The organism is Nocardiopsis sp. iso_186, assembly GCF_056173365.1.
Genome location: NZ_CM149670.1, coordinates 3912218 through 3933713, shown reverse-complemented (window position 1 = coordinate 3933713; position 21496 = coordinate 3912218). Strand labels below are relative to the sequence as shown.

The 21496-nt window shown below is 68.0% G+C and carries 17 protein-coding genes; 12 read left to right on the top strand and 5 right to left on the bottom strand.

Annotated features, from left to right (window positions below; translation table 11 throughout):
- The first annotated feature begins 118 nt into the window (after positions 1-118).
- From AC0VYP_RS17285 to AC0VYP_RS17265, 5 genes are all read left to right on the top strand, one after another.
- Positions 119-1120: a carbohydrate ABC transporter permease gene (locus AC0VYP_RS17285; protein WP_475470706.1), complete on the top strand. Its 1002-nt coding sequence runs from the start codon at positions 119-121 to the stop codon at positions 1118-1120.
- Positions 1117-2025, top strand: coding sequence for a carbohydrate ABC transporter permease (locus tag AC0VYP_RS17280; RefSeq protein WP_432707408.1), 909 nt, complete (start codon positions 1117-1119; stop codon positions 2023-2025). The genes AC0VYP_RS17285 and AC0VYP_RS17280 overlap by 4 nt, the downstream gene beginning before the upstream one ends.
- Positions 2026-2078: 53 nt before the next feature.
- On the top strand, positions 2079-3479 hold the full coding sequence (locus AC0VYP_RS17275; RefSeq protein ID WP_285757867.1) for a GH1 family beta-glucosidase: 1401 nt from the start codon (positions 2079-2081) through the stop codon (positions 3477-3479).
- An 86-nt stretch (positions 3480-3565) separates the two neighbouring features.
- Entirely contained in the window at positions 3566-4588 is a 1023-nt protein-coding gene (locus AC0VYP_RS17270; protein WP_475470705.1) for a LacI family DNA-binding transcriptional regulator, read from the top strand.
- Positions 4589-5085: 497 nt separating this feature from the next.
- Positions 5086-5769: a hypothetical protein gene (locus AC0VYP_RS17265; RefSeq protein ID WP_475470704.1), complete on the top strand. Its 684-nt coding sequence runs from the start codon at positions 5086-5088 to the stop codon at positions 5767-5769.
- A gap of 69 nt (positions 5770-5838) precedes the next feature.
- On the opposite strand, the gene AC0VYP_RS17260 is transcribed toward AC0VYP_RS17265, so the two are convergent.
- On the bottom strand, positions 5839-7212 hold the full coding sequence (locus AC0VYP_RS17260) for a D-alanyl-D-alanine carboxypeptidase family protein (RefSeq protein WP_475470702.1): 1374 nt from the start codon (positions 7210-7212) through the stop codon (positions 5839-5841).
- A gap of 505 nt (positions 7213-7717) precedes the next feature.
- Here AC0VYP_RS17260 and AC0VYP_RS17255 point away from each other — a divergent pair.
- The 5 genes from AC0VYP_RS17255 (at position 7718) to AC0VYP_RS17235 (ending at position 13529) form a co-directional block, all read left to right on the top strand.
- The gene (locus AC0VYP_RS17255) at positions 7718-10831 is read left to right on the top strand and encodes a sensor histidine kinase (RefSeq protein WP_475470701.1); all 3114 of its coding nucleotides are present in this window, start codon (positions 7718-7720) and stop codon (positions 10829-10831) included.
- A 215-nt stretch (positions 10832-11046) separates the two neighbouring features.
- The gene (locus AC0VYP_RS17250) at positions 11047-11448 is read left to right on the top strand and encodes a roadblock/LC7 domain-containing protein (protein ID WP_285757050.1); all 402 of its coding nucleotides are present in this window, start codon (positions 11047-11049) and stop codon (positions 11446-11448) included.
- 20 nt (positions 11449-11468) lie between these two features.
- Positions 11469-11984 (top strand): DUF742 domain-containing protein, encoded by a 516-nt coding sequence (locus tag AC0VYP_RS17245; protein WP_285757049.1) that lies wholly within the window; start codon positions 11469-11471, stop codon positions 11982-11984.
- A gap of 34 nt (positions 11985-12018) precedes the next feature.
- Complete coding sequence (locus AC0VYP_RS17240) at positions 12019-12609, top strand: GTP-binding protein (RefSeq protein ID WP_285757866.1); 591 nt, start codon at positions 12019-12021, stop codon at positions 12607-12609.
- Positions 12610-12737: 128 nt separating this feature from the next.
- Complete coding sequence (locus AC0VYP_RS17235) at positions 12738-13529, top strand: class I SAM-dependent methyltransferase (RefSeq protein WP_475470699.1); 792 nt, start codon at positions 12738-12740, stop codon at positions 13527-13529.
- Positions 13530-13608: 79 nt separating this feature from the next.
- Here AC0VYP_RS17235 and AC0VYP_RS17230 read toward each other — a convergent pair whose 3' ends face one another.
- Genes AC0VYP_RS17230 through AC0VYP_RS17220 form a run of 3 tightly spaced genes read right to left on the bottom strand, consistent with a single transcriptional unit; the run spans position 13609 to position 18609 of the window.
- Positions 13609-14763: an acyl-CoA dehydrogenase family protein gene (locus tag AC0VYP_RS17230; RefSeq protein ID WP_432707407.1), complete on the bottom strand. Its 1155-nt coding sequence runs from the start codon at positions 14761-14763 to the stop codon at positions 13609-13611.
- A gap of 5 nt (positions 14764-14768) precedes the next feature.
- Positions 14769-16895, bottom strand: a complete 2127-nt coding sequence (locus AC0VYP_RS17225; RefSeq protein ID WP_475470697.1) for an acetyl/propionyl/methylcrotonyl-CoA carboxylase subunit alpha — start codon at positions 16893-16895, stop codon at positions 14769-14771.
- A 55-nt stretch (positions 16896-16950) separates the two neighbouring features.
- Entirely contained in the window at positions 16951-18609 is a 1659-nt protein-coding gene (locus AC0VYP_RS17220; RefSeq protein ID WP_475470696.1) for a carboxyl transferase domain-containing protein, read from the bottom strand.
- Between the two features lie 58 nt (positions 18610-18667).
- Here AC0VYP_RS17220 and AC0VYP_RS17215 point away from each other — a divergent pair, with 58 nt between their 5' ends.
- Positions 18668-19246 (top strand): SACE_7040 family transcriptional regulator, encoded by a 579-nt coding sequence (locus AC0VYP_RS17215; RefSeq protein WP_285757043.1) that lies wholly within the window; start codon positions 18668-18670, stop codon positions 19244-19246.
- A gap of 76 nt (positions 19247-19322) precedes the next feature.
- Here AC0VYP_RS17215 and AC0VYP_RS17210 read toward each other — a convergent pair whose 3' ends face one another.
- Positions 19323-19763, bottom strand: coding sequence for a hypothetical protein (locus AC0VYP_RS17210; RefSeq protein WP_475470694.1), 441 nt, complete (start codon positions 19761-19763; stop codon positions 19323-19325).
- Between the two features lie 331 nt (positions 19764-20094).
- On the opposite strand from AC0VYP_RS17210, the gene AC0VYP_RS17205 reads away from it, so the two are divergent.
- On the top strand, positions 20095-21450 hold the full coding sequence (locus AC0VYP_RS17205) for an NAD(P)/FAD-dependent oxidoreductase (RefSeq protein WP_475470692.1): 1356 nt from the start codon (positions 20095-20097) through the stop codon (positions 21448-21450).
- Positions 21451-21496: the final 46 nt, after the last annotated feature.

Sequence of the window (21496 nt, the reverse complement as noted above, 5' to 3'; positions counted from 1 at the left end):
ACGGCGACGCCGCGTCCCCGCCCCCGAGGTGCTCATACCCCGGGCCCGGGGTGCGGCCGTCTCGGCCTCCCGCACACCACTACCCCGATCCACGAACCCACGACGAGGAGCGCTCGACGTGACTCTGCTCAGGCGCGGAGGCGCCCCGCCCAGCGGTCCGGAACCCTCCGGTCCTGGTTCAAGGCCGCCGGTAGGCGCCGACCAGGAGCGGCTGGAGCGCCGACAGACCCGCTTCAACCACTTTGACCTCAAGGTCTCGCCCTACCTGTTCATCAGCCCGTTCTTCTTGCTGTTCGCCGTCTTCGGGCTGTTTCCGCTGCTGTACACCGTCTGGGTCTCGCTGCACGACTGGACCCTGCTCGGCGGCAACCAGGGTTTCGTCGGTATCGCCAACTACGTGAAACTCGTCCAGGACGGCAAGTTCTGGAACGCGCTCTACAACACCCTCGGTATCTTCGCCATCGCGACGGTGCCCCAATTGCTGCTGGCACTACTGCTCGCCGACACGCTGAGCCGCCGCATCCGGGCCGCCAACTTCTGGCGAATGGGCCTGCTGCTGCCCTACCTGACCTCGGTCGCGGCCGTCGCCATCGTCTTCTCTCAGCTGTTCGGCACCCAGTTCGGGCTCATCAACTACGGTCTGGGCTTCTTCGGCATCGACCCGGTGAACTGGAAGGGCGGGACCTACACGTCCTGGGCCGCCATCGCCGTGATGGTCAACTGGCGCTGGACCGGCTACAACGCGCTCATCTACCTCGCCGCGATGCAGGCGGTGCCCAAGGACCTCTACGAGGCGGCCTCCATCGACGGGGCCTCGCGGATGCGCCAGTTCTGGCAGATCACCATCCCCATGCTGCGCCCCACGATCATCTTCACGGTCATCATCTCCACCATCGGCCAGATGCAGCTGTTCACCGAGCCGGTCATCTTCAACGGCGGCGGAATGTCCGGCGGAACCTCCGGGCAGTCCCAGACGGTGATGATGTTGATCTTTGAGGAGGCGTTCCGCTTCAACAACTACGGATACGGGTCGGCGATCGCCTGGACCCTGTTCGTGCTCATCGTGCTGTTCGGGCTGGTCAACACCCTGCTCAGCAGTCGGATCAAGGGGGCGCAGTGACCACCACCCTGACCCCGCCGCCCGCGCAGCGGGCCGGACGGGCGGCCAAGCCGGCCAAAGCGCCCAAGGGCGAGACCGGTGTGCGCGAAGCGACGCCACTGACCTACATCGGCCTCAGCCTGGCCCTGCTGTTCTCGGCGTTCCCATTGTGGTGGATGTTCGTCATCGCCAGCCGCGACTCCGCAGCCGCTGCCGCGCGGCCCCCCTTCCTCCTCCCGGGCGGGAACTTCCTCGCCAACATGGAGCGGCTGTTCGCCAACAGCAGCGCCAACTTCACGCTGGGGCTCATCAACTCCGCTCTCTCGTCCACCATCCTGGCGTTCTCGGTGGTGTTCTTCTCCTCGCTGGCCGGGTTCGCCCTGGCCAAGCTGAAGTTCCGTGGGCGCGACGCCGCCGCGGTCGGCGTCGTCATCACCATGGCCGTCCCGGTCCAGATGGGCATCATCCCCCTGCTCATGCTGATGGGGTGGTTGGGCTGGCGCGGCGACATCACCGCGATCATCGTGCCGTTCATGGTCAGTGGTTTCGGCGTGTTCCTGATGCGTCAGTACTGTGTCCAGGCCATTCCCGACGAACTCCTGGAAGCCGCGCGCATGGACGGCTGCTCCACCTTCCGTATCTACTGGAGTGTGGTCCTGCCCGCACTGCGTCCCGCAGCGGTCGTCCTGGGGTTGTTGACCTTCATGACCCAGTGGAACGAGTTCGTGTGGGCCCTCGCGGTCCTCACCCCGAGCAACCCCACCGTCCAACTCGCCATCAACCAGCTGAACGAATCGGCGTTCTCGCGTGACTTCTCCCTCATGTTCACCGGTTCGGTCGTCGCCACCCTGCCGTTGCTGATTCTGTTCTTCGTACTCGGCCGCCAACTGATCGGCCGGATCATGGAAGGTGCCATCAAATCGTGACTTCGCAGAACGTGACCTCACCCGTACTGGCAACCGATCAGGAAGGGGCCGGGATCCGGTTCCCCGAGGGATTCGTCTGGGGCGCGGCGACCGCCTCATTCCAGATCGAGGGGGCGACCACCGCCGACGGTCGCGGCCCCAGCATCTGGGACACCTTCTGCGCCACCCCGGGCAAGGTCAACAACGGGGACACCGGCGATCCCGCGTGCGATCACTACAACCGCTTCCGCGAGGACGTCGCACTCGTGCGCGACCTCGGTCTGGGCGCCTACCGGTTCTCGATCGGCTGGCCGCGCATCCAGCCCGATGGCAAGGGACAGATCCTCCAGGCCGGGCTCGACTTCTACGACAAGCTCGTGGACGCCTTGCTCGAAGCCGGGATCGAGCCGTGGCCGACGCTCTACCACTGGGACCTTCCCCAGGCGTTGGAGGACGACGGAGGCTGGACCAACCGCGACACCTCCTACCGCTTCGCCGAGTACGCCGGCGTGATGCACAAGCTGCTCGGTGACCGCGTCACCAACTGGAGCACGCTGAACGAGCCGTGGTGCTCGTCCTTCCTCGGGTACGCCTCGGGTGTCCACGCCCCCGGCCGCCGCGAGCCCGCCTCTGCTCTGGCAGCAGTGCACCACCTGCTCCTGGGACACGGCCTGGCGGCCGCCACCATTCGCGAGCAGGCCGTGGGCTCCGCGCGCAAGCCGCTCGTGGGCATCGTGCACAACCAGACCACGATCCGGCCCAACACCGAATCCGAGGCCGACCTCGACGCGGCTCGCCGTATGGACGCCCTGCGCAACCGGATCTTCACCGAGCCGCTGTTGAACGGCACCTACCCCGAGGACCTGCGTGCGGACGTCGCCGAGATCAGCGACTTCGGCTTCGTGCAGGAGGGCGACCTGGAGATCATCTCCGCCCCGTTGGACATGATGGGGGTCAACTTCTACAACCCGACCTGGGTCGCCGGTTCCACCGACGGTCTCGACCCGGCCGACTTCGACGTCGAGGGCGAGTACTCGCCCTCGGTGGGCAGCGAGCACGTCATCACGGTGCGGCGTGGCCTGCCCGTCACCGCAATGGGCTGGGAGATCGACTCCACCGGTCTTTACGACACCCTGGCCAGGCTCGCCACCGACTACCCGGGGCTCTCCCTCTACATCACCGAGAACGGCGCCGCTTTCGACGACCAGGTCACCGGGGACGCCGTCCACGACGAGAACCGCCGCGCCTACCTCGAATCGCACCTGCGCGCCGCGCACGCCGCGATCGAGGCCGGAGTTCCGCTCAAGGGCTACTTCGCGTGGTCGCTGCTGGACAACTTCGAGTGGGCGCTGGGCTACGACAAGCGCTTCGGAATCGTGCACGTGGACTACGAGACCCAGCGCCGCACCGTCAAGGACAGCGGCCGTTGGTACGGCAGGGTCGTCCAGGAGGGCGGCATTGGCGGCGCGCCCTAACGAGGGCGACTGGCGGGCGTCGCCCCAGCGTGCCCCAAGATTGTGGGGAGGCGCCGGGGCGGCGCGGCCATGGTTGGGGGAGTTCGATGGAGCGTCGGCAGCGTCCGACATTGGAGATGGTGGCGGCACGGGCCGGTGTCGGCCGGGGGACCGTGTCGCGGGTGATCAACGGGTCGGAGCAAGTGAGCCCGGCCACCCGGGAAGCGGTCCAGTTGGCCGTGCGCGAGTTGGGTTACGTGCCCAACCGGGCGGCCCGCACCCTTGTGACCCGGCGCACCGACACGGTGGCATTGGTGGTCTCGGAAACCAATGAACGCCTTTTCTCCGAGCCCTTCTACGCGGGCATCGTGCGCGGGGTGGGAGGAGCGCTGTCCGAGCGCGGCTTCCAACTCCTGCTCGCGATGGGCCGCTCGGGCCCGGAGCACGAGAGGCTCGGCGACTACCTGACCGGGCAGCACGTGGACGGTGTCCTCCTGCTTTCCCTGCACCGCAACGACCCGCTTCCGGGGGTCCTCGCCGCTGCGGGAGTGCCCTTCGTCTACGGCGGACGGCCCCTGGGGGTCGCGGAGGACCAGATGTCCTACGTGGACATCGACAACTTCGGTGGTGGTCGCACCGCCACCCAGCGCCTGGTCCAGATCGGACGCCGTCGCATCGCCACCATCACCGGCCCGCAGGACATGGTCGCCGGCGTCGAACGCCTTCAAGGCTACCGGGAGGCCCTCGCCGAAGCAGGGATCCCCGAGGACGAAGAGCTCGTCTACTACGGGGATTTCAGCTACGACAGTGGCGCGGCCGGGATCCAGGCGCTCCTGGACGCGGCTCCCGACCTCGACGCGATCTTCGCCGCCTCGGACCTCATGGGGTTGGCCGCACTGCGCGGATTGCGCCTGGCCGGCCGAGAGGTCCCCGACGACGTCGCCGTGATCGGCTATGACGACTCCGACGTCTCGATGCACGCCGAACCCCCGATGACCACGGTCAACCAGTCCACCGAGCTCATGGGCCGCGAGATGGCGCGGGTACTCGTCAACCGCATCACCGGACACCGGGACACCCCGGCCAGGGTCGTCCTGGACACCCATCTGGTGGTCCGGGAATCGGCCTAGCCCCGCGGTGGCCTTGACGGACCCGGTGGACGACGCTCCGCACGCTGTGCAACGCTTGTGTGCATTGCCTGGTCCGGGCAGCCGTCTCCATGGCAGCCTCGAAGGCTCTGGGGGCGTTGACACTGTGAGGGGTCGCAGCAGATGCGGTTGGAGCGGCAGGAGACCTACTGCGCGCTGGAAGGATGCCAGTGGTGTGCGCGCGTAGACTGGCCGTGTCGGTTCTGCGCCGGCGCCGGCCGCTGGCACCCGGAGAGGCCGCAGCGCGACGCCGATGGCTTGATCGTCTGGGCCAGGGTCGATGAACCCTGCCGGATGTGTGCGGGCACCGGCAAGGAGCACAATCCGCTCCCTGCCGCGCCTTCTCGCCCCTGATTCTCCGCGTGCGCGGTGCTCCGGCAGCTTGACGCCCGCGTGGGTCAACGCAAGGTATCTTTCCTTCGAGGAAGCCGCGCCAGAGCCGATCCGGCTCTATCGGCGGCGGTGGGGAGGGATGGAAAATGCGCTGGGTCACCTACCTTTCGCCCAGTGGAGGAGCGCAACGGCCAGGTGTCGTCAACGACGGGTGCGTGTTCGGGTATCCCGGTTCCGAGAGCGTCCCCGAACTGTTGGCCGACAGCAACGACGCCCTTGCCGACGCCTACCAGCGGGCGCTGACCGTGCCGGTGGAGATCATCGTCGAGTTCGAGACCCGACTGTGCGCGCCGTTGAAGCCTGCCCGCCCTGTCGCACTGCGCACCGCTGACGCCCGCGAACTCACGATCGTCCCGGGGCTGGTCCGCGGAACCGACGATGGGATCGCTCTTCCCGCCGGCGCCGACGTTCTGTTCGCCGACGTCGGCGTCGCCGCAGTTTTCGGCTGTAGGGGCAGGCACGCCGGATACACCCTCGCGTGCCTGTGGCATACCGTCGAGGGAGAGACCGTGGGGTTGACGCTGGGGCCGGCAATCACGACCCACGACGAGTTCGACGGTACGGAAGTCACCGTGAGCGCCACGGTGGAGGACATCCTCGTCGCCGAGGCGAGTCTCGCCGACCAGTGGTCGATCTCCGGAGGATCGGCCGGTGACGTGGCCGCGGTACTGCCCGGGCGAACCCGCCTCCTGGAGCGAGGCGAGGAGCTGTTCGTGGACGGTGGACCGTTGGGCGAATTCGAGCTCAGAATCGGGTCGGCCAACGCCTGAGAACGCGGAGACGCTCCCTGTAGCTCTTCCTCGTGGCCGTTGTGCACGACAGGACGGCCGGGGGAGCGGTCAGCCGAACTCCCAGTGCCACGGCTCGAAGCCGTCGCGGGCCCATTCGGGGTTGGTCCAGCCGAAGTCGGGCGCGTTGGCCAGCATCCATTCGTGCTGGGGGGAACGGTGTGCGTTCACTCCTCCGCACAGGTCCACCGCGATGCCCAGGCCGTGCGTGCTGTTACCCGGTCGAGCGGCCATCCCGGTGGGCATCTCCCGGAACAAGCGGGCTTGTTCGCTGACGGGACGGTAGGAGTCGGTCACACACATGGCCTGGCCGAAACGTTCGCGGTAGGCGCCGTCGAGTTCGATGAAGGCCACGGCCGCATCCGCGCGCAGCATTTCCCCGGTCTGGGGGAGAGGGCACAGCGCAGACTCCGGAACGGCTCCGTTGCCGTAGTGGGCGAGGGCTCCCCCCTCGCAGACCGCCACGGGGGCCGTGTCCGAGCGGTCGCCCGGAGCGGCCGGGCTCTGCCCCACCCGGTCCTTTTCGCCTGCCCGAGGATTCTCGGTGGCGGTTGCCCGAGCCGTCTCCCGGAGGTGCTCCGGGGCGGATCGGCCCTGTCGTCCTGCGGAAAGGTCCCCTTGGCGGTGTGGATCGCGCAGGGGGTTGACCTCGGGCAGTGCCACCGGTGCGCTCGCCGTCCTGGCCCGTTCCAGCGCACGCTCGCGCTCGGCTTCCAATTCGGCGGTGTTGTCCTGCGCAGCGGCCAGCGCAGCCTCCACCTCGCTCTGTTCGGCCAGGATGGACTCCATCTGCGATTCCTGTTCGCGTACCGCCTCCAGGGCGATGTCCTTCGCCTCGGCCGCGTCCTCGGCGGCCTGCTCGCGCTCCTGCTCGGCTTTCCTCGCGCGATCGCGCATGGTCTCTCCTACAAGGCCGGCCGCCCTGGTGCGATCGAGGTCAACCTTGCGGCGATCGGCCAGCAGGCGGACGTATCCGCCGCGGTCCACGACCTCCTGCGGGCCCTCTGCGCCCATCCAGACGTCGATCTGGCCGAGGTCGGCGCCACGGTAGGCGGCAGCCGCGTAACGCGCCACCTCGCGCCGGGATGCCGCGTGATCGGCCGAGGCCGTGTCGGAGGACTCCTTGGCGTCGCTGTAGGCGGCTTCCGCCTCATCCAGGAGTTCTTGCTGTTCGTCGTAGGCCAGGATCGCCGCGTCGGCGTCCGCGTGCAGGTCGTCCAGTCGGGAGCGGACCAACGCGAGGTCGGTTTTGAGTGATTCGATCGACTCGGTGTGCCGCGCCTCGTCCTGACGACTGCGTTCGACATCGTTGAGCGCCGGTACCGAGGCTGATGCAGGCAGGCCGGGCACTGCTGCCAGCCAGATCCCAAGAATCGCCGCCACCGTTGTCCGACCGGTTTGGTGCGCGCGATTGCGGTGACTCACGGCCGCTCCCCCCGAAACGTGCTGATGCGGCCTCACCATGCCACGTTGACCAGCATGTTCCCAGTCTGTGTGACGCGTGTTCAAAAAGTTATCAATGTGATGAGAAGAGGGTAAGAAGCCCTTTCAGCGTGCAGAAGTCCCACGCCAGGACCGGATGGGACTAGACCAGGCGCCGCAAAACGTATAAACCGGTCCTAGACGGCTCTGTTGATTAGGGATAATCGGGGTATGCGGGGTGTCTAGCCGGATTGGTACGCTATCGACCTCACGCACACCGTTTCGGTTTAATGGTGCGCGACGCCTCCCTCCCAATGAGGTGAATCCTGGCCGTGGCAAGCACCCCCTTCTCAATGCCGGGCCGCTAGAAAAACATCTCAAACGGTCGTCCACGGTGTCCTGAAACAGGCATCCGGGGTCCTGCGTACGACCGCCAGACTCCCGGTGCCACACCATGGGGTTCCTGATCCAGTGCCCGAGGCGGTAACACGAAAGGTTGCGAGGGTCCGTGCCGACACGAGCGACGAACAATGGCGCTGACGCCAACGACGATCAGCTGCTTGACCAGGCCGAAGAGGCCGGGGGCGGTGCCTCGTCCAGGCGTTCCGCCCGATGGTGGGCCCCCCGGAACTGGCGTGTCCGTTCCCGGCTGGTTGCGCTCATCGTCATTCCCACCGCCGCAGCCCTGCTTCTGGGCGGTCTGCGCATCTCCGAGAACGTGCTCGTCACGCTCACCCATGAGCGGATCGAGAGCATGGCCGACCTCGGAGCGGACGTCGTGACGTTGGCCAACGAGCTGGGCACCGAACGCCTGCTCACCGCGGCCTACATTGCCGACAATCCCAATCCTCAGCAGCGCGACGCCACTCGGTTGGCCGCGCTGGAAGAACAGCAGCAGGTGGTGAACCAGGCAGTAAACACCCTGAAGAACGGCACCAACGAGCTGGGTGATCCGGGCAGCGAGCTCGCCCGCAGCCGTCTTGAGGCGATGCTGAACAACCTCGACGGACTCGACGCGCTGCGCTCGGAGGTCACCGGCACCCGCGTCACCATGCTCCCCGCGGTGACCAAGTACCGCCAGATCGTCAGCTCGCTCAGCTCCTTCAACGAGACGATCGCCAACGAGACCGACGACACCGCACTGCGCGAGAGCGTGCGCGCGATGACCTCGCTGGGCAAGGCGCGCGACTTCCTCTCCTACGAGTCCGCGTTGATGTTGCACTCCTTGATGCGCGGATCGATGTCCGGGGGCAGCCAGGAGGCGATCGAGAACACCCGGGCCCGCTACGAGAACGAGCTCTCCAACTTCGCCGCCACCGTCACCCCCGAACAGCGCGCGTTCTATGACGAGAACTTCACCGGCCTCGAAGTCAGCCGCATGGGCACCATGCGACTGCGCGTCATGATGCGTGTGGGCGAGAACGAGGAGCTCACCGGGATCTCCCAGGGCGACGGCCCCGAGGACTACGCCAAGGTGGCCGACGTCACCCTGGAGCGCATGCAGATCGTCGAGACCGAAATGGCCGACTCCGTCAAGGCGGAGGCCAGCTCTCTCAAGGGCGCTGCGCTCAGCCGTACGGTCCTCGACTCGCTGATGGTTCTGGGCATCATCATCGCGGTCTTCATCGTCACCATGCTGGTGGCCCGTTCCATGGTGCGCCCGCTGCGCGCTCTGCGCGACGGTGCGATGGGCATCGCGGCCAAGGACCTGCCCGAGGCCATCAGCCGGATGCGCGAGACCAACTCCGGTGCCGGTGAAGTCCGGGTCACGCCCATCGATGTCGCCTCCGGCGACGAGATCGGCGAGGTCGCCCGTTCCTTCGACGAGGTCCACCGGGTGGCGCTGCGACTGGCCTCCGACGAAGCCGCGCTGCGAAGCAACGTCAACTCGATGTTCGTCAACCTCTCCCGTCGAAGCCAGACCCTGGTGGAACGGCAGTTGCGCCTCATCGACGGCCTTGAGCAGAGCGAGCAGGACTCCGACCGTCTGGGTGACCTCTTCCAGCTCGACCACCTCGCGACCCGTATGCGCCGCAACAACGAGAACCTCCTGGTCCTCTCCGGCCAGGACAACACCCGCAAGTGGGCCCAGCCGGTTCCGCTGGTGGACGTCCTGCGCGGTGCGATCTCCGAGGTCGAGCAGTACGAGCGGGTGAACGTCCGGGCGCCTTCGCACATCTCGGTGTTGGGCCGCCCCGTCAACGACGTCATCCACCTGGTCGCCGAGTTGGTGGAGAACGCCACCGCGTTCTCCTCCCACGACACCCAGGTCTCGGTCAACGCCCGGGCCCTGGACGGCGGAGAGGTCATGGTCGAGGTCACCGACTCCGGAATCGGGATGGCGCCCGAGGAGATCGACGCCACCAACACCCGTCTGGCCGAGCCGCCCGTCATCGACGTCGCGATCTCGCGCCGAATGGGTCTGTTCGTGGTCAGCCGCCTGGCTGCCCGTCACGGTATCCAGGTGCGTCTGCGTGCCGCGCACAATGGCGGAATCACCGCTCTCGTGGTGTTCCCCGCCGACCTCCTCATCACGCCGGTGGACTCCACCCCGCCCGCGCTCGCTGCGCCGCGCGGACCGGTTCCCGACACCTATGCCGAGGCCACCGCGGCCTTTGCGTCCAGTCCGGCCCCGGCCGACCCCGCCGACGACGTCTGGAAGACCCGGAGCTCCTCGGAGCGTTCGGTCTGGGAGCGCGACGAGCCGGCCTCGCTGCCCAAGCGCCCCGAATCCGCCGCCCCGCGGTCCACCCAGGGCAGCGGGCAGACCGCCGAGCACCCGCCCAGCGGTCAGGACCTGTGGGCCGACACCGGATGGGCCAAGCCCGCCGAGCCGGCTCCTGTCAAGGAGCCCGAGCCGTACTACCCGGACGCAGCCCCGCATTCTCCGGCAGAGTCCGCCGAGCCCGTGTACGGATACTCGGTCGAGCCTCGTTCCCCGGAGCCTCCCCAGCCGGTCAAGGACACCCGTCCGGTCGAGGAGACGAGGGCCTGGCAGGAGCCGGCGACCCAGCCCTACTCCGGGTCGTCCCACGGGAACGGCGGCATTCGCCCGGAAGAGCCCCAGATCCGGGAGGGCTACGGCTCCACCGCCTACCTCTCCAAGCGTTATGGATCGGGGAGCAACAACAACGGGACCGTTGTCCCGCCGTCCCCGGAGAACTCGATCGACGGCGGCGAGCCGCTGCCCATTTTCGACTCAATAGAGTCCAACTGGTTCCGTCGCCGCACCGTGAACCCCGCGGTCACCGTTGCGGAGACCGGACCCATCAGCGCCGTCAACGACACCGATGACGGTTTCGCGGCCTTCGGCTCGGCGCCGGCGCCGGAACCGGCCCCCGCCCCCCGCCCGGAGGACGAGTGGCGCTCCGACGCCGACTCCAGTTGGAAGACGGCCGCGCGCACGGCCAGCGAGCCGGTCGCCGGCGGTCTCACCACCTCCGGGCTGCCCAAGCGTGTCCCGAAGGCGAACCTGGTCCCCGGCACCGCGCCGGCCCCGGAGAACTTCAAGCAGATCACTTCTCGGTCCGCCGACAAGGTCCGCAGCCGGTTCTCCAACTTCCAGCAAGGCGTACGCCAGGGCCGGGACGCCCTCGGCGACCAGCCGTCCAAGGAGAGGTGAGTTGCTCAGCCTCAGAGGTACTAACGGCCGGGCCCGCGAGGGCCCGGCGCGCAGCCCCAGCTCACGGGCAGGGGTAGATCACGGATGAGGAATGAAATAGCATCATCCGCACTTCTTGGACATGAAGACGCAATAAAGTCGCTAATGACGACCTCCTGGCCGTCGGCGGTCGCCATGACCGACCGACAAGGACGCTGGGACCGACAGGAGAGCAGATGAATCAACCGGTGAAAGAACTCAACTGGCTGATCACTGATTTCGCCAATCGTGTGCCGGATGTCGCGCACGCGATCGTGGTGTCCTCGGACGGCTTGCCGCTGGCCGCTTCGGCGGGGTTCCCCACCGACCGCGCAGACCAGCTGGCGGCCATCGCCTCTGGTCTGTCCAGCCTCACCCAGGGTGCGGCTCGCGTGTTCGAGGGCGGAGCAGTAGCCCAGACCGTGGTTGAGATGGAGCGAGGGCTGCTCCTTATCATGGCCATCAGCGATGGATCGTGCCTCGCGGTGCTCGCCTCCGCCGAATGTGATTTGGGCTTGGTCGGTTATGAGATGACACTGCTCGTCGAGCGTGCCGGCCGTGCCCTGACACCGGCTGCGCGTACCTCGGGTATCCACTGATCCACCACCGACAGGAGGAAGTGGTGGCACCACCTCACGGTAGAGATGCCGGGAGTCCCTCGTGGTTCGGGCAGCAGCCCGCCGGCGCCCCCAGGGCGCTGGCGGACGGTTCGCTCGGAGCCGATGCTCCACGCCAAGGCCAGCAATCAACCGACCAACAGCAATGGTCACCTACCAATAACGCGTCGGCTAATAGCGCTCCCAGTTCGCTGGTGCGCCCGTACGCTGTTACACGGGGCCGGACCAAGCCGCGGACTCAGTTGCCGCTTGAGGCACTGATCTCCACGACCGCTACGGCGCGCAACGAATTCGGAACCCTGACTCCCGAGTGTCAGGCAATCAGCGATCTGTGCCGGGAATGGCGGTCCGTAGCGGAGATCTCCGCTCTGTGCCGTATCCCGCTCGGAGTCGCGCGGGTACTCGTTGCGGACATGTCGGAGCAGGGCCTCGTTCAAATCAGATCGTCGCTCAACACCGACAACCGGCCCAACGCCAACCTGCTTGAAAGGGTGCTCAGTGGACTTCGCAAGCTCTAGCGCGGCCGACGAAGGCGGTGCTGTGGCGAACGCGATGACGTCGGTCAAGATCGTCGTCGCCGGGGGCTTCGGCGTCGGAAAGACGACGTTTGTGGGATCGGTCTCCGAGATCGTGCCGCTGACTACCGAAGCCGTCATGACCAGTGCCAGCGTCGGCGTGGACGACCTCGCCAAGACGCCGGACAAGCAGACCACCACGGTTGCCATGGACTTCGGCCGCGTTTCCCTTGACTCCGACCTCATCCTGTACCTGTTCGGTACCCCGGGCCAGCACCGTTTCTGGTTCATGTGGGACGACCTGGTCAAGGGTGCCATCGGTGCCGTCGTCCTCGTGGACACCCGCCGCCTCGCCGATTGCTTCCCGGCGATCGATTACTTCGAGGAGGCGCGGCTGCCTTTCATCGTGGCGATCAATGGTTTTGACGCCTACTACCCGCACGCCGCCAACGAAGTGCGTGACGCCCTGACCCTCAGCGAGGACATCCCGATCGTGCAGTGCGACGCGCGCGACCGGACCTCTACGAAGTCCACGCTGATCCGTCTGGTCGAGCACGCCATCACCGTGGGTGACGCCTCCACCGCGGGGCAGACGACCTCCACCGGCAGCCAGACTTCCTGGCGTTAGCCGGACCGGGGCCACACCAGTGCCAGGGGGCACCGTGCTGATGCGCGGTGCCCCCTGGCGTTGTCGGTTCCGATGCTGTCGGCAGGTTGCACTGGACGAAGGCGGGTCCCGCGGGTGACCATGTCCCAATGACGCTCCATGACGAACGCAGGGACTTCTGGGAACAACGCCTGGAAGCGGACTGGACGCAGACCGGCGTCGGCTACCGCGCGCTTGGCCGGTCGTTCAACACCTGGATGTACCGGGTGCGCCGCGAGGTGTTCCTGCGCGAGGCGGCGGCACTCGACCTCGACTGGCCCACGGCGCAGATTCTCGACGTGGGTTCGGGGACGGGGTTCTACGTGCGAGGGTGGCAGGCACTGGGCGCCGGCGCCGTCACCGGTTCCGACCTCACCGAGGCCGCCGTACATCGCCTGCGCGATCGCTATCCCGGTGTCGGCTTCCACCGCCTGGACATCGCCGAGCCGGGGGACACACTGGGCGAGAAGACCTTCGACGCCGTCTCGTGCATGGATGTGCTCTTCCACGTCACCGATGATGCCCGCTACGTCGCCGCCATCGAGTCCATCGCCCGCATCGTGCGGCCCGGGGGATACTTCGTCATGTCCGAGAACTTCCTGCACGGTTCCGTCCAACGCGGTGCCAACCAGGTCAACCGCAGGCTCGACTGGATCACCGCGCTGCTCGAACGATCCGGATTCGACGTCGTGCGTCGAACGCCGATGCTGGTGCTGATGAACGCCCAGGTCAACGCCGGCCCTCTCTGGCGCAAGCTGTGGGGAGGAACGCTACGCGCGGCCACCGTCACGGAACCGACCGGGTGGCTCGCCGGAGCCGCGCTCTATCCCCTGGAGCGCCGTCTGACGCGCTCCAGGAGCGAAAGCCCCACCACCGAACTCATGATCTGCCGCCGTCGCTAGCCCATTGAGCGGCCCGCCCCGACGGAGTACGGGCGCGGGCGGGCCGCTCGCCCGAAGAACGAGCCGCCCGCGCAGGGAATCAGGCCGGGAGACCCAATTCGCGCGCGATGAGCATCCGCTGTACCTCGCTGGTGCCCTCGCCGATCTCCAAGATCTTGGCATCGCGGTAGAAGCGTCCCACCGGGTACTCGTTCATGAACCCGTAGCCGCCGAAGATCTGGGTGGCGTCGCGGGCGTTGTCCATGGCGGCGTTGGAGGACACCAGCTTGGCGATCGCCGCCTGCCTCTTGAACGGTTCCCCCGCCAGCATCCGCGCGGCCGCGTCGTAATAGGCCAGACGTGCGGTGTACGCGCGGGCCTCCATGTCGGCGATCTTGAACTGGATGGCCTGATAGCCGCCGATGTGCCTCCCGAATGCCTCCCGCTCGTTCGCGTAGCGCAGGCTCTCGTCCACGCACCCCTGGGCCAGCCCCACCGACAACGCGGCGATGGCGATGCGGCCCTCGTCCAAGATGCGCAGGAACTGGGCGTAGCCACGACCCTGTTCGCCCACCAGGTTCGCCTTGGGGACCCGGCAGTCCTCGAAGACCAGTTCGTTGGTGTCGGAGGCGCGCCATCCGACCTTGGAGTACTTCTGTCCGATGGAGAACCCGGGTGTTCCCGAGGGCACCAGGATCGCTGAGATCTCCGGGCGACCGTCGGGGCGCTGCCCCGTTACCGCGGTCACGGTCACCAGTGCCGTGATGTCGGTCCCGGAATTGGTGATGAAGGACTTGGTGCCGTTGATGACCCACTCGTCGCCCTCCAACCGTGCGGTGGTGCGGGTACCGCCCGCGTCGGAGCCCGCGCCGGGTTCGGTGAGCCCGAACGCGCCCAACGAGGTCCCCGCACACAGGCGGGGCAGCCAGTTCTTCTTCTGTTCGTCGCTGCCGAACCGGTGGATGGGCATCGCCCCGAGCGACACTCCCGCCTCAAGGGTGATCGCCACCGAGGAGTCCACCCTGGCCAGCTCCTCCAACGCCAGACACAGCGCGAAGTAGTCGCCGCCCATTCCGCCCGACTCTTCGGGGAAGGGAAGCCCGAACAGACCCATCTTCCCCATCTTGGCCACGATGTCGTAGGGGAATTCGCCCCGTTCGTAGTAGTCGCCGATGACCGGGGCCACCGTGTCGCGGGCGAATTCCTCGACGCTGCGGCGCAGGTCTTCGTAGTCGGGGTCCAGGCGATGCGACACGCGATTCACTCCTTGGTGGTCGTGACGGGGGAGGAGCCTTCCGGGATTTCCGAAGGCCCCGCGGTGATGACGGCCAGGACGGTGTCCATGGCCACGGACTGTCCGGGGTGCACGCTCAGGGAGGTGACGAGCCCATCAATCGGTGCGGTCACCGAGTGCTCCATCTTCATGGCCTCCACCACGACGACGGCGTCCCCTGCGTGCACGGTCGCCCCCTGCGCGACGGGGACGGCCAGGACGGTCCCGGGCATCGGACTGCGCACGGTTCCGTCGATTCCGACTGCTGCCGAGCGCATCGGAGCCAGCAGGGTCTCGCGTCGCAACTGCCATGACGCGCCGTCCAGCCCCAGCCACACGGTGTCCGCTTCGACGGCTCGCGCATAGTGTGCGATTCGCCCTGCGTGTGCCACCACCAGGGTGCGTCCGCTGTCGCGTCGCCGGGCTGTGGCGGGGTGCGCCACGGCATCCCCCACGGCGACCTCGAATCCGTCGCCTGAGCGGCGGACCCGGACCGTCTGCGCCTCCTGGCCGGGCGCGCGCAGCCGCCAGGAGGTCCAGGCGTGTTCGCCCACCCGCCAGCCGTCGGGGACGTCGAAGCGGTCGGCGAGCGCGTCGGTGGGTTCCAGCCCCAACTGGTGGTCCAGGGCGACGGCGGCGAGCACGGCATCGGGGACCCGGTCGGTGCCGGCCGTCAACTCCGGGCGCAGGCGTTCGGTCAGGTCGGTGCTCAGGCGGCCCGCGACCACCTCCGGATGGGAAAGCAGGGCCCGGAGGAACGCCACGTTCACCCCGCAGCCCAGAACGGTGTAGCCGGACAGTGCCGTGCCCGCCCTGCGCAGCGCGCCCGCGCGGTCGGTGTCCCAGACGACGACCTTGGCCAGCATCGGGTCGTAGGCCGAGGTGATCGCGGAGCCCTCGTCCAGGCCGGAGTCCACGCGCACGTCGGGGCCCGTGGGCTCGGCCAGGAGCAGGACCTGCCCTCCGGTGGGCAGGAAATCGCGTGCGGGGTCCTCGGCGTAGACGCGGCATTCCACAGCGTGTCCGATCACACCCACGTCCTCCTGGGCGAACGGCAATTGCTCGCCCAGGGCGACGCGCAGTTGCAACTCCACGAGGTCGATTCCCCGTGTGCCGCCGATCGTGGTCACGGCCTCGGTGACCGGGTGCTCCACCTGGAGCCGGGTGTTCATTTCCAGGAAGGAGTAGTCGAGCGTGCCGGGGGGTTCATCAGCCGACGCAGTCCCGCGCACGATGAACTCCACCGTTCCCGCTCCCACGTAGCCGCATGCCCGCGCGGCGGCCACCGCTGCCGCACCCATGGCGCTGCGCTGGGTGGGCGAGAGAAGGGGGGAGGGCGCCTCCTCCACGATTTTTTGATGCCGGCGTTGGAGGCTGCACTCGCGCTCGCCCAGGTGGACGACGTTGCCGTGTGCGTCGGCCAGGACCTGCACCTCGATGTGACGCGGGCGTTCGACGAATCGCTCCACCAGCAGGGTGGCGTCGCCGAAGGCGGCACGCGCCTCGCGTCGGGCTGTGGCCGCAGCCCCGGCCAGTTCGCCCTCCTCGCGTACCAGCCGCATTCCCTTCCCGCCGCCACCCGCGGAGGGCTTGATCAGCAGTGGGTAGCCCACAACCGCCGCTGCTTCCAGGAGTTCGGTGTCGGTCATGGGCTGTTCGTTCTTCTCGGCGAAGCCGGGAAGGAGCGGCACACCCGCCTGCTCGACGGTTGCCTTGGCCCTGATCTTGTCGCCCATCGCCTCGATGGCCTCGGCGGGCGGGCCGACGAAGACGAGTCCGGCCTCTGCACAGGACCGGGCGAAACCGGCGTTCTCGGAGAGGAAACCGTAGCCGGGGTGGACCAGGGTCGCACCCGTGGCGACGGCCGCGTTGACGATGGCTGCGCCGTTGAGGTAGCTGTAGGACAGGGTGGCTCCGCCGATGCGGACCGCGGTGTCGGCCGCGCGTACGTGCGGTGCCTCGGGATCGGCGTCGCTGTAGACGGCCACCGATCGCATTCCGAGCCGGCGCAGCGTGCGGATGACACGCACCGCGATCTCGCCGCGATTGGCCACCAGGACGGTGGGGGCGGCCGCTGTCCGGGGGGCCTCGCCTCCGGGAACGGGGTCGGTCATCGGGCGGCTCCGATTCCTTCTGGGTCGCAGGACGTAACTGGGCGGGAGGAGACGATCACATGCGAAAGACCCCGTAGCCGACGGGGTCCAGCGGGGCGTTGCGGGCCGCAGCCAGGCCCAGGCCGAGCACGGTGCGGGTGTCGGCAGGGTCGATCACCCCGTCGTCCCACAGCCGTGCGGTCGAGTAGTAAGGGCTGCCCTGTTCTTCGTACTGTGCGCGGATGGGGTCCTTGAATGCCTCTTCGGCGGAGCGCGGCCACTCCTCGCCGCGGGCGTCCATCTGGTCGCGGCGCACCGTCGCGAGCACGGAGGCGGCCTGCTCGCCGCCCATCACCGAGATCCGGGCGTTGGGCCACATCCACATGAACCGCGGCGAGTAGGCCCGGCCGCACATGCTGTAGTTGCCCGCTCCGAACGAGCCGCCGATGACCACGGTGAACTTGGGGACGCGCGCGCACGCCACGGCCGTGACCATCTTCGCGCCGTGCTTGGCGATGCCTCCGGCCTCGTAGTCGCGTCCCACCATGAAACCGGAGATGTTCTGCAGGAACACCAAGGGGATGCTGCGCCGGTCGCACAGTTCGATGAAGTGCGCCCCTTTCATCGCCGACTCCGCGAACAGGATGCCGTTGTTGGCGATGATCCCGACCGGATGGCCGTGCACATGTGCGAAACCGGTGACCAGGGTGGTGCCGTATTCGGCCTTGAACTCGGTGAACTCGCTGGCGTTGACCACGCGGGCGATCACCTCGCGCACGTCATAAGGGGTGCGGGTGTCTGCGGGCACCACGCCGTAGAGTTCGCCTGGGTCCGCGGACGGCGGCCGGGGCTCGCGGCGTTCCCAGGCGGGGGCTGCGCGTGGACCCAGCGTGTTGACGATCTGGCGCACGATCCCCAGCGCGTGTGCGTCGTCCTCTGCGAGGTGGTCGATGACGCCCGAGACGCGCGAGTGCACGTCCCCCCCGCCCAGGTCCTCGGCTGTCACGATCTCGCCGGTGGCCGCCTTGACCAGGGGAGGGCCGCCGAGGAAGATCGTGCCCTGCTCGCGCACGATGACCGCCTCGTCGCTCATGGCGGGAACGTAGGCGCCACCGGCGGTGCACGAACCGAGTACGGCCGCGATCTGCGCGATGCCCTGTCGGGACATGGTCGCCTGGTTGTAGAAGATCCGGCCGAAGTGCTCGCGGTCGGGAAAGACGTCGTCCTGCATCGGCAGGAACGCTCCGCCCGAGTCGGCGAGGTAGACGCACGGCAGGCGGTTGTGCAGGGCGACCTCCTGGGCACGGAGGTGCTTCTTCACCGTCATCGGATAGTAACTGCCGCCTTTGACGGTGGCGTCGTTGGCGACCACCACGACCTCTCGGCCGGCGACCCGCCCCACCCCGGTGATGATGCCGCCGGCCGGGGCGTCCTGACCGTCGGCACCGTACATGCCGTAAGCCGCCAAGGGGGACAGTTCGAGGAAGGGCGACCCTGGATCGAGCAGGGCGTCCACCCGGTCGCGCGGCAGGAGCTTGCCACGCTGGACGTGGCGGGCACGGGTCTTTTCCGGACCCCCCAGTGCGGCGGTCGCGACGCGCTCGCGCAGTTGCGCGGTGAGTGCCAGGTTCGCCTCGGCGTTGGCCGTGAAGGCAGCGCTTGCAGTGTCGGCCGTCGAGACGAGAACGGGTGCCCTGCTCAATGCCACTCCAGGTGCGTTAATGAACACTAACATCGCTGATGTTAGTGTTCATTAACATCGGTGTCCAGGGCAGTGAGCGGATCGAGGGGCCATGGCTGAGCGAAGACCGGGAGCCCGGCGAGAGGTCATTCTGCGAGCAGCGGCCGAACTCTTCGCCGTACGCGGATTCCACGGTGTCTCCATCGAGGACCTGGGGCGCGCCGTAGGCACCAGCGGCCCTGCGCTGTATCGCCATTTCGCGGGGAAGGAAGCGTTGTTGGCCGCCATCCTCCTGGAGGTCAGTGAACGTCTGGCGACAGCCGGCAGGTCCAGGGCGCAGGCCGCCGAAGGGCCGGAGCAGGCGTTGGCGGCGTTGCTCCGCGGGCACATCGATTTCGCTCTCGACGAGCCGGCACTCATCACGGTCCAGGATCGCGAACTGGAGAACGTTCCCGAGGCCGAGCGCCGCCGTATCCGCCGGCTCCAGCGCGGTTACGTCGAACAATGGGTCGCCGTATTGGCCCTGCTGCGTCCGGGGACGGCCGAGGAGATTTTGCGCGCGGCGCTGCATGCCGTCTTCGGGCTGCTCAACTCCACGCCGCACAGTGCGGGTGAGCTCGCCCGCGACGAGATGGCCGCGCTCCTGTTCTCCATGGCGCACGCGGCCCTCCTGCCATCCATGGGCGACTGATCCGCAGATCGCGGGCCCGTACGGGACGGGCCCGGGCCGACCCTGCGGTTGACGCGGGCCCGTCCGAATGATGCGGCTACGGAAGTACCCCGCCGAGACCGCCCGCGCCGGTCGCGCTTCCTGCGGTGTCGGTCACCCCGCCGATGGCGTCGGTGGGTGCCAGGTCGGTCAGCGCGCCGAGCGCGTCGGTGTCACCCAGGACCTTGAGGACGTCCGGTTCGCCCAGGAGGGCGACGACGTCGGGGTTGCCCAGGATGGTGACGACGTCCGGATCGGCCAGCAGGGCTGCGACATCGGGGTTCTGTAGTAGTTCTGCCGGATCGGCGGGGGCCTCGGCGGGGGTTTGCGCGGGAAGTTCCGCGCCCGGCTGCGCCGGGTTCTCCGCAGTCGCTGCGCCGCCGGGCCGGTCGGGAAGGGGCTCGACGGGCTGTGGTGCGGCCAGCGCCACCCCTGCCAGTCCGGTTGACAACGCCCCCGCCGCAACCGCGACCGCCGCGGTCCTGCCGAGAATCCGCATGTTCGTCCTCCTCATCGGTGACCCTTCATTGCCTGGGTGGTTACCGAGCGTCTCTCGATAACTTCACTCAGTAACGAAACGTAGCTGTGTGTGGTTGTCACAAAGTCAATGGCGAGTGAAGCCAAGGTATGAAAATCCCGGCAAAGGTCATAGGGAGACCAAAGTCCGAGGTGAGGCGGTCGGCTGGGTATTCAACCAATCCGCTGACGTTCCACGTTTGGCAATCGGGGGGTGCGGGCAGCGTGAACCACGACCTGACACGCACGCCGCGGCGGTCGGTTCCGTTTGCACAACGACCGCCGGGAACGCGACAAGTGGGAGTGGTTCGACCATGGCACAGCCGCGCATCGTGGTGGTTGGCGCAGGATTCGCGGGGCTGAGCGCACTGCGCCGGCTGGAACGCAAGATCCCCAAGGGTGCCGCCGAGTTGGTGCTCATCACGCCCAACGACTACATGCTCTACCAGCCGCTGCTCCCTCAGGTCGCCTCGGGGCTGATCACGCCGCAGTCCATTGCAGCCTCGCTGCACCGCACACTGAGCCGGACCCGGATGGTCCCCGGCGCGGCCATCGGGGTGGATACCGAGTCCCGTACGGTCGTGGTGCGCAAGATCTCCGGTGAGACGTCCTTCGAGCGCTACGACCGGCTGCTCCTTGCGCCGGGCAGTAACACCCGGGTCTTCGACATCCCCGGCCTCGTGGAGTACGGCCGCGGAAACAAGAACCTTGCCGAAGCGGTGTACCTGCGCGACCACGTCCTGGCCCAGTTGGAGCTGGCCAACGCCAGTACCGATCCTGCCGAGCGCGACGAGCGCTGCACCTTCATCGTGGTCGGCGGTGGTTACACCGGTGTGGAGACCGCAGCCTCGCTCAGACTGTTGTGCGACGAGGCATGCCGGCGCTATCCGGCGTTGCGCGAGCACGTGCAGTGGCACCTGGTGGACATCGCGCCGGCTCTGATGCCCGAACTGGGGGAGTCCCTCGGCAAGAGCGCCCTGCGGCTGCTGCGACAGAGAGGGGTCGAGGTCAGCCTGGAGGTCAGCGTCCGCGAGGTCACCGCGGACAAGGTGACGCTCACCGACGACAGGGTCCTGCCCTCCCGCACGCTGATCTGGACGGCCGGGACCGCGCCAAGCCCACTCATGGTCGCCACGGGCCTGAAGACCGATCGCGGCAAGCTGGTGGTCACCCCGGAGTTGCACGCTCCCGATGCGCCCGAGGTCTTCGCCATCGGGGACTCCGCCGCGGTGCCCGACCTCAGCAAGGGGGAGGGGGCGCTGTGCCCGCCGACCGCCCAGCACGCCTCCCGGCAGGGGCCGACGGCGGCCGACAACATCATCGCCTCGCTGATTGGGGGACGCGCAGGCCGGTACCACCACAAGGACCTCGGTCTGCTCGTCAACCTCAGCGGGAAGGACGCGCTGGCCCGGCCGTTGGGGTACGAGGTCACCGGTCTTCCCGCGCTGGCGATCACCCGCGCCTACCACCTGCTGGCGCTGCACTCGGGACCGGGGCGCGCCAGGGTCGCCGCCAACTGGGCGATCCGCTCCCTTCTGGGGGGCGAGGTGTCGCGGCTGGGTTTCCTCGACCGGCGCGTGGACACCCTGGTCGACACCGAAGAGGCAGCCCAGTACCTCGATCCGGACCAGGCCAGGCAGCGGGTGGCTTCCGCCCCGCCCCGCCCGTGACGATTCCGGGCCGGGTGTCCGGTCCGGAGCGGGGCGAGTGCGCCAG

Bases quoted from the DNA above. Each gene is read 5' to 3' on its own strand.
- AC0VYP_RS17270 (WP_475470705.1), top strand. From the start codon at position 3,566: ATGGAGCGTCGGCAGCGTCCGACATTGGAGATGGTGGCGGCACGGGCC.
- AC0VYP_RS17265 (WP_475470704.1), top strand. From the start codon at position 5,086: ATGCGCTGGGTCACCTACCTTTCGCCCAGTGGAGGAGCGCAACGGCCA.
- AC0VYP_RS17250 (WP_285757050.1), top strand. From the start codon at position 11,047: ATGAATCAACCGGTGAAAGAACTCAACTGGCTGATCACTGATTTCGCC.
- AC0VYP_RS17240 (WP_285757866.1), top strand. From the start codon at position 12,019: ATGACGTCGGTCAAGATCGTCGTCGCCGGGGGCTTCGGCGTCGGAAAG.
- AC0VYP_RS17235 (WP_475470699.1), top strand. From the start codon at position 12,738: ATGACGCTCCATGACGAACGCAGGGACTTCTGGGAACAACGCCTGGAA.
- AC0VYP_RS17225 (WP_475470697.1), bottom strand. From the start codon at position 16,895: ATGACCGACCCCGTTCCCGGAGGCGAGGCCCCCCGGACAGCGGCCGCC.
- AC0VYP_RS17220 (WP_475470696.1), bottom strand. From the start codon at position 18,609: ATGTTAGTGTTCATTAACGCACCTGGAGTGGCATTGAGCAGGGCACCC.
- AC0VYP_RS17215 (WP_285757043.1), top strand. From the start codon at position 18,668: ATGGCTGAGCGAAGACCGGGAGCCCGGCGAGAGGTCATTCTGCGAGCA.
- AC0VYP_RS17210 (WP_475470694.1), bottom strand. From the start codon at position 19,763: ATGCGGATTCTCGGCAGGACCGCGGCGGTCGCGGTTGCGGCGGGGGCG.
- AC0VYP_RS17205 (WP_475470692.1), top strand. From the start codon at position 20,095: ATGGCACAGCCGCGCATCGTGGTGGTTGGCGCAGGATTCGCGGGGCTG.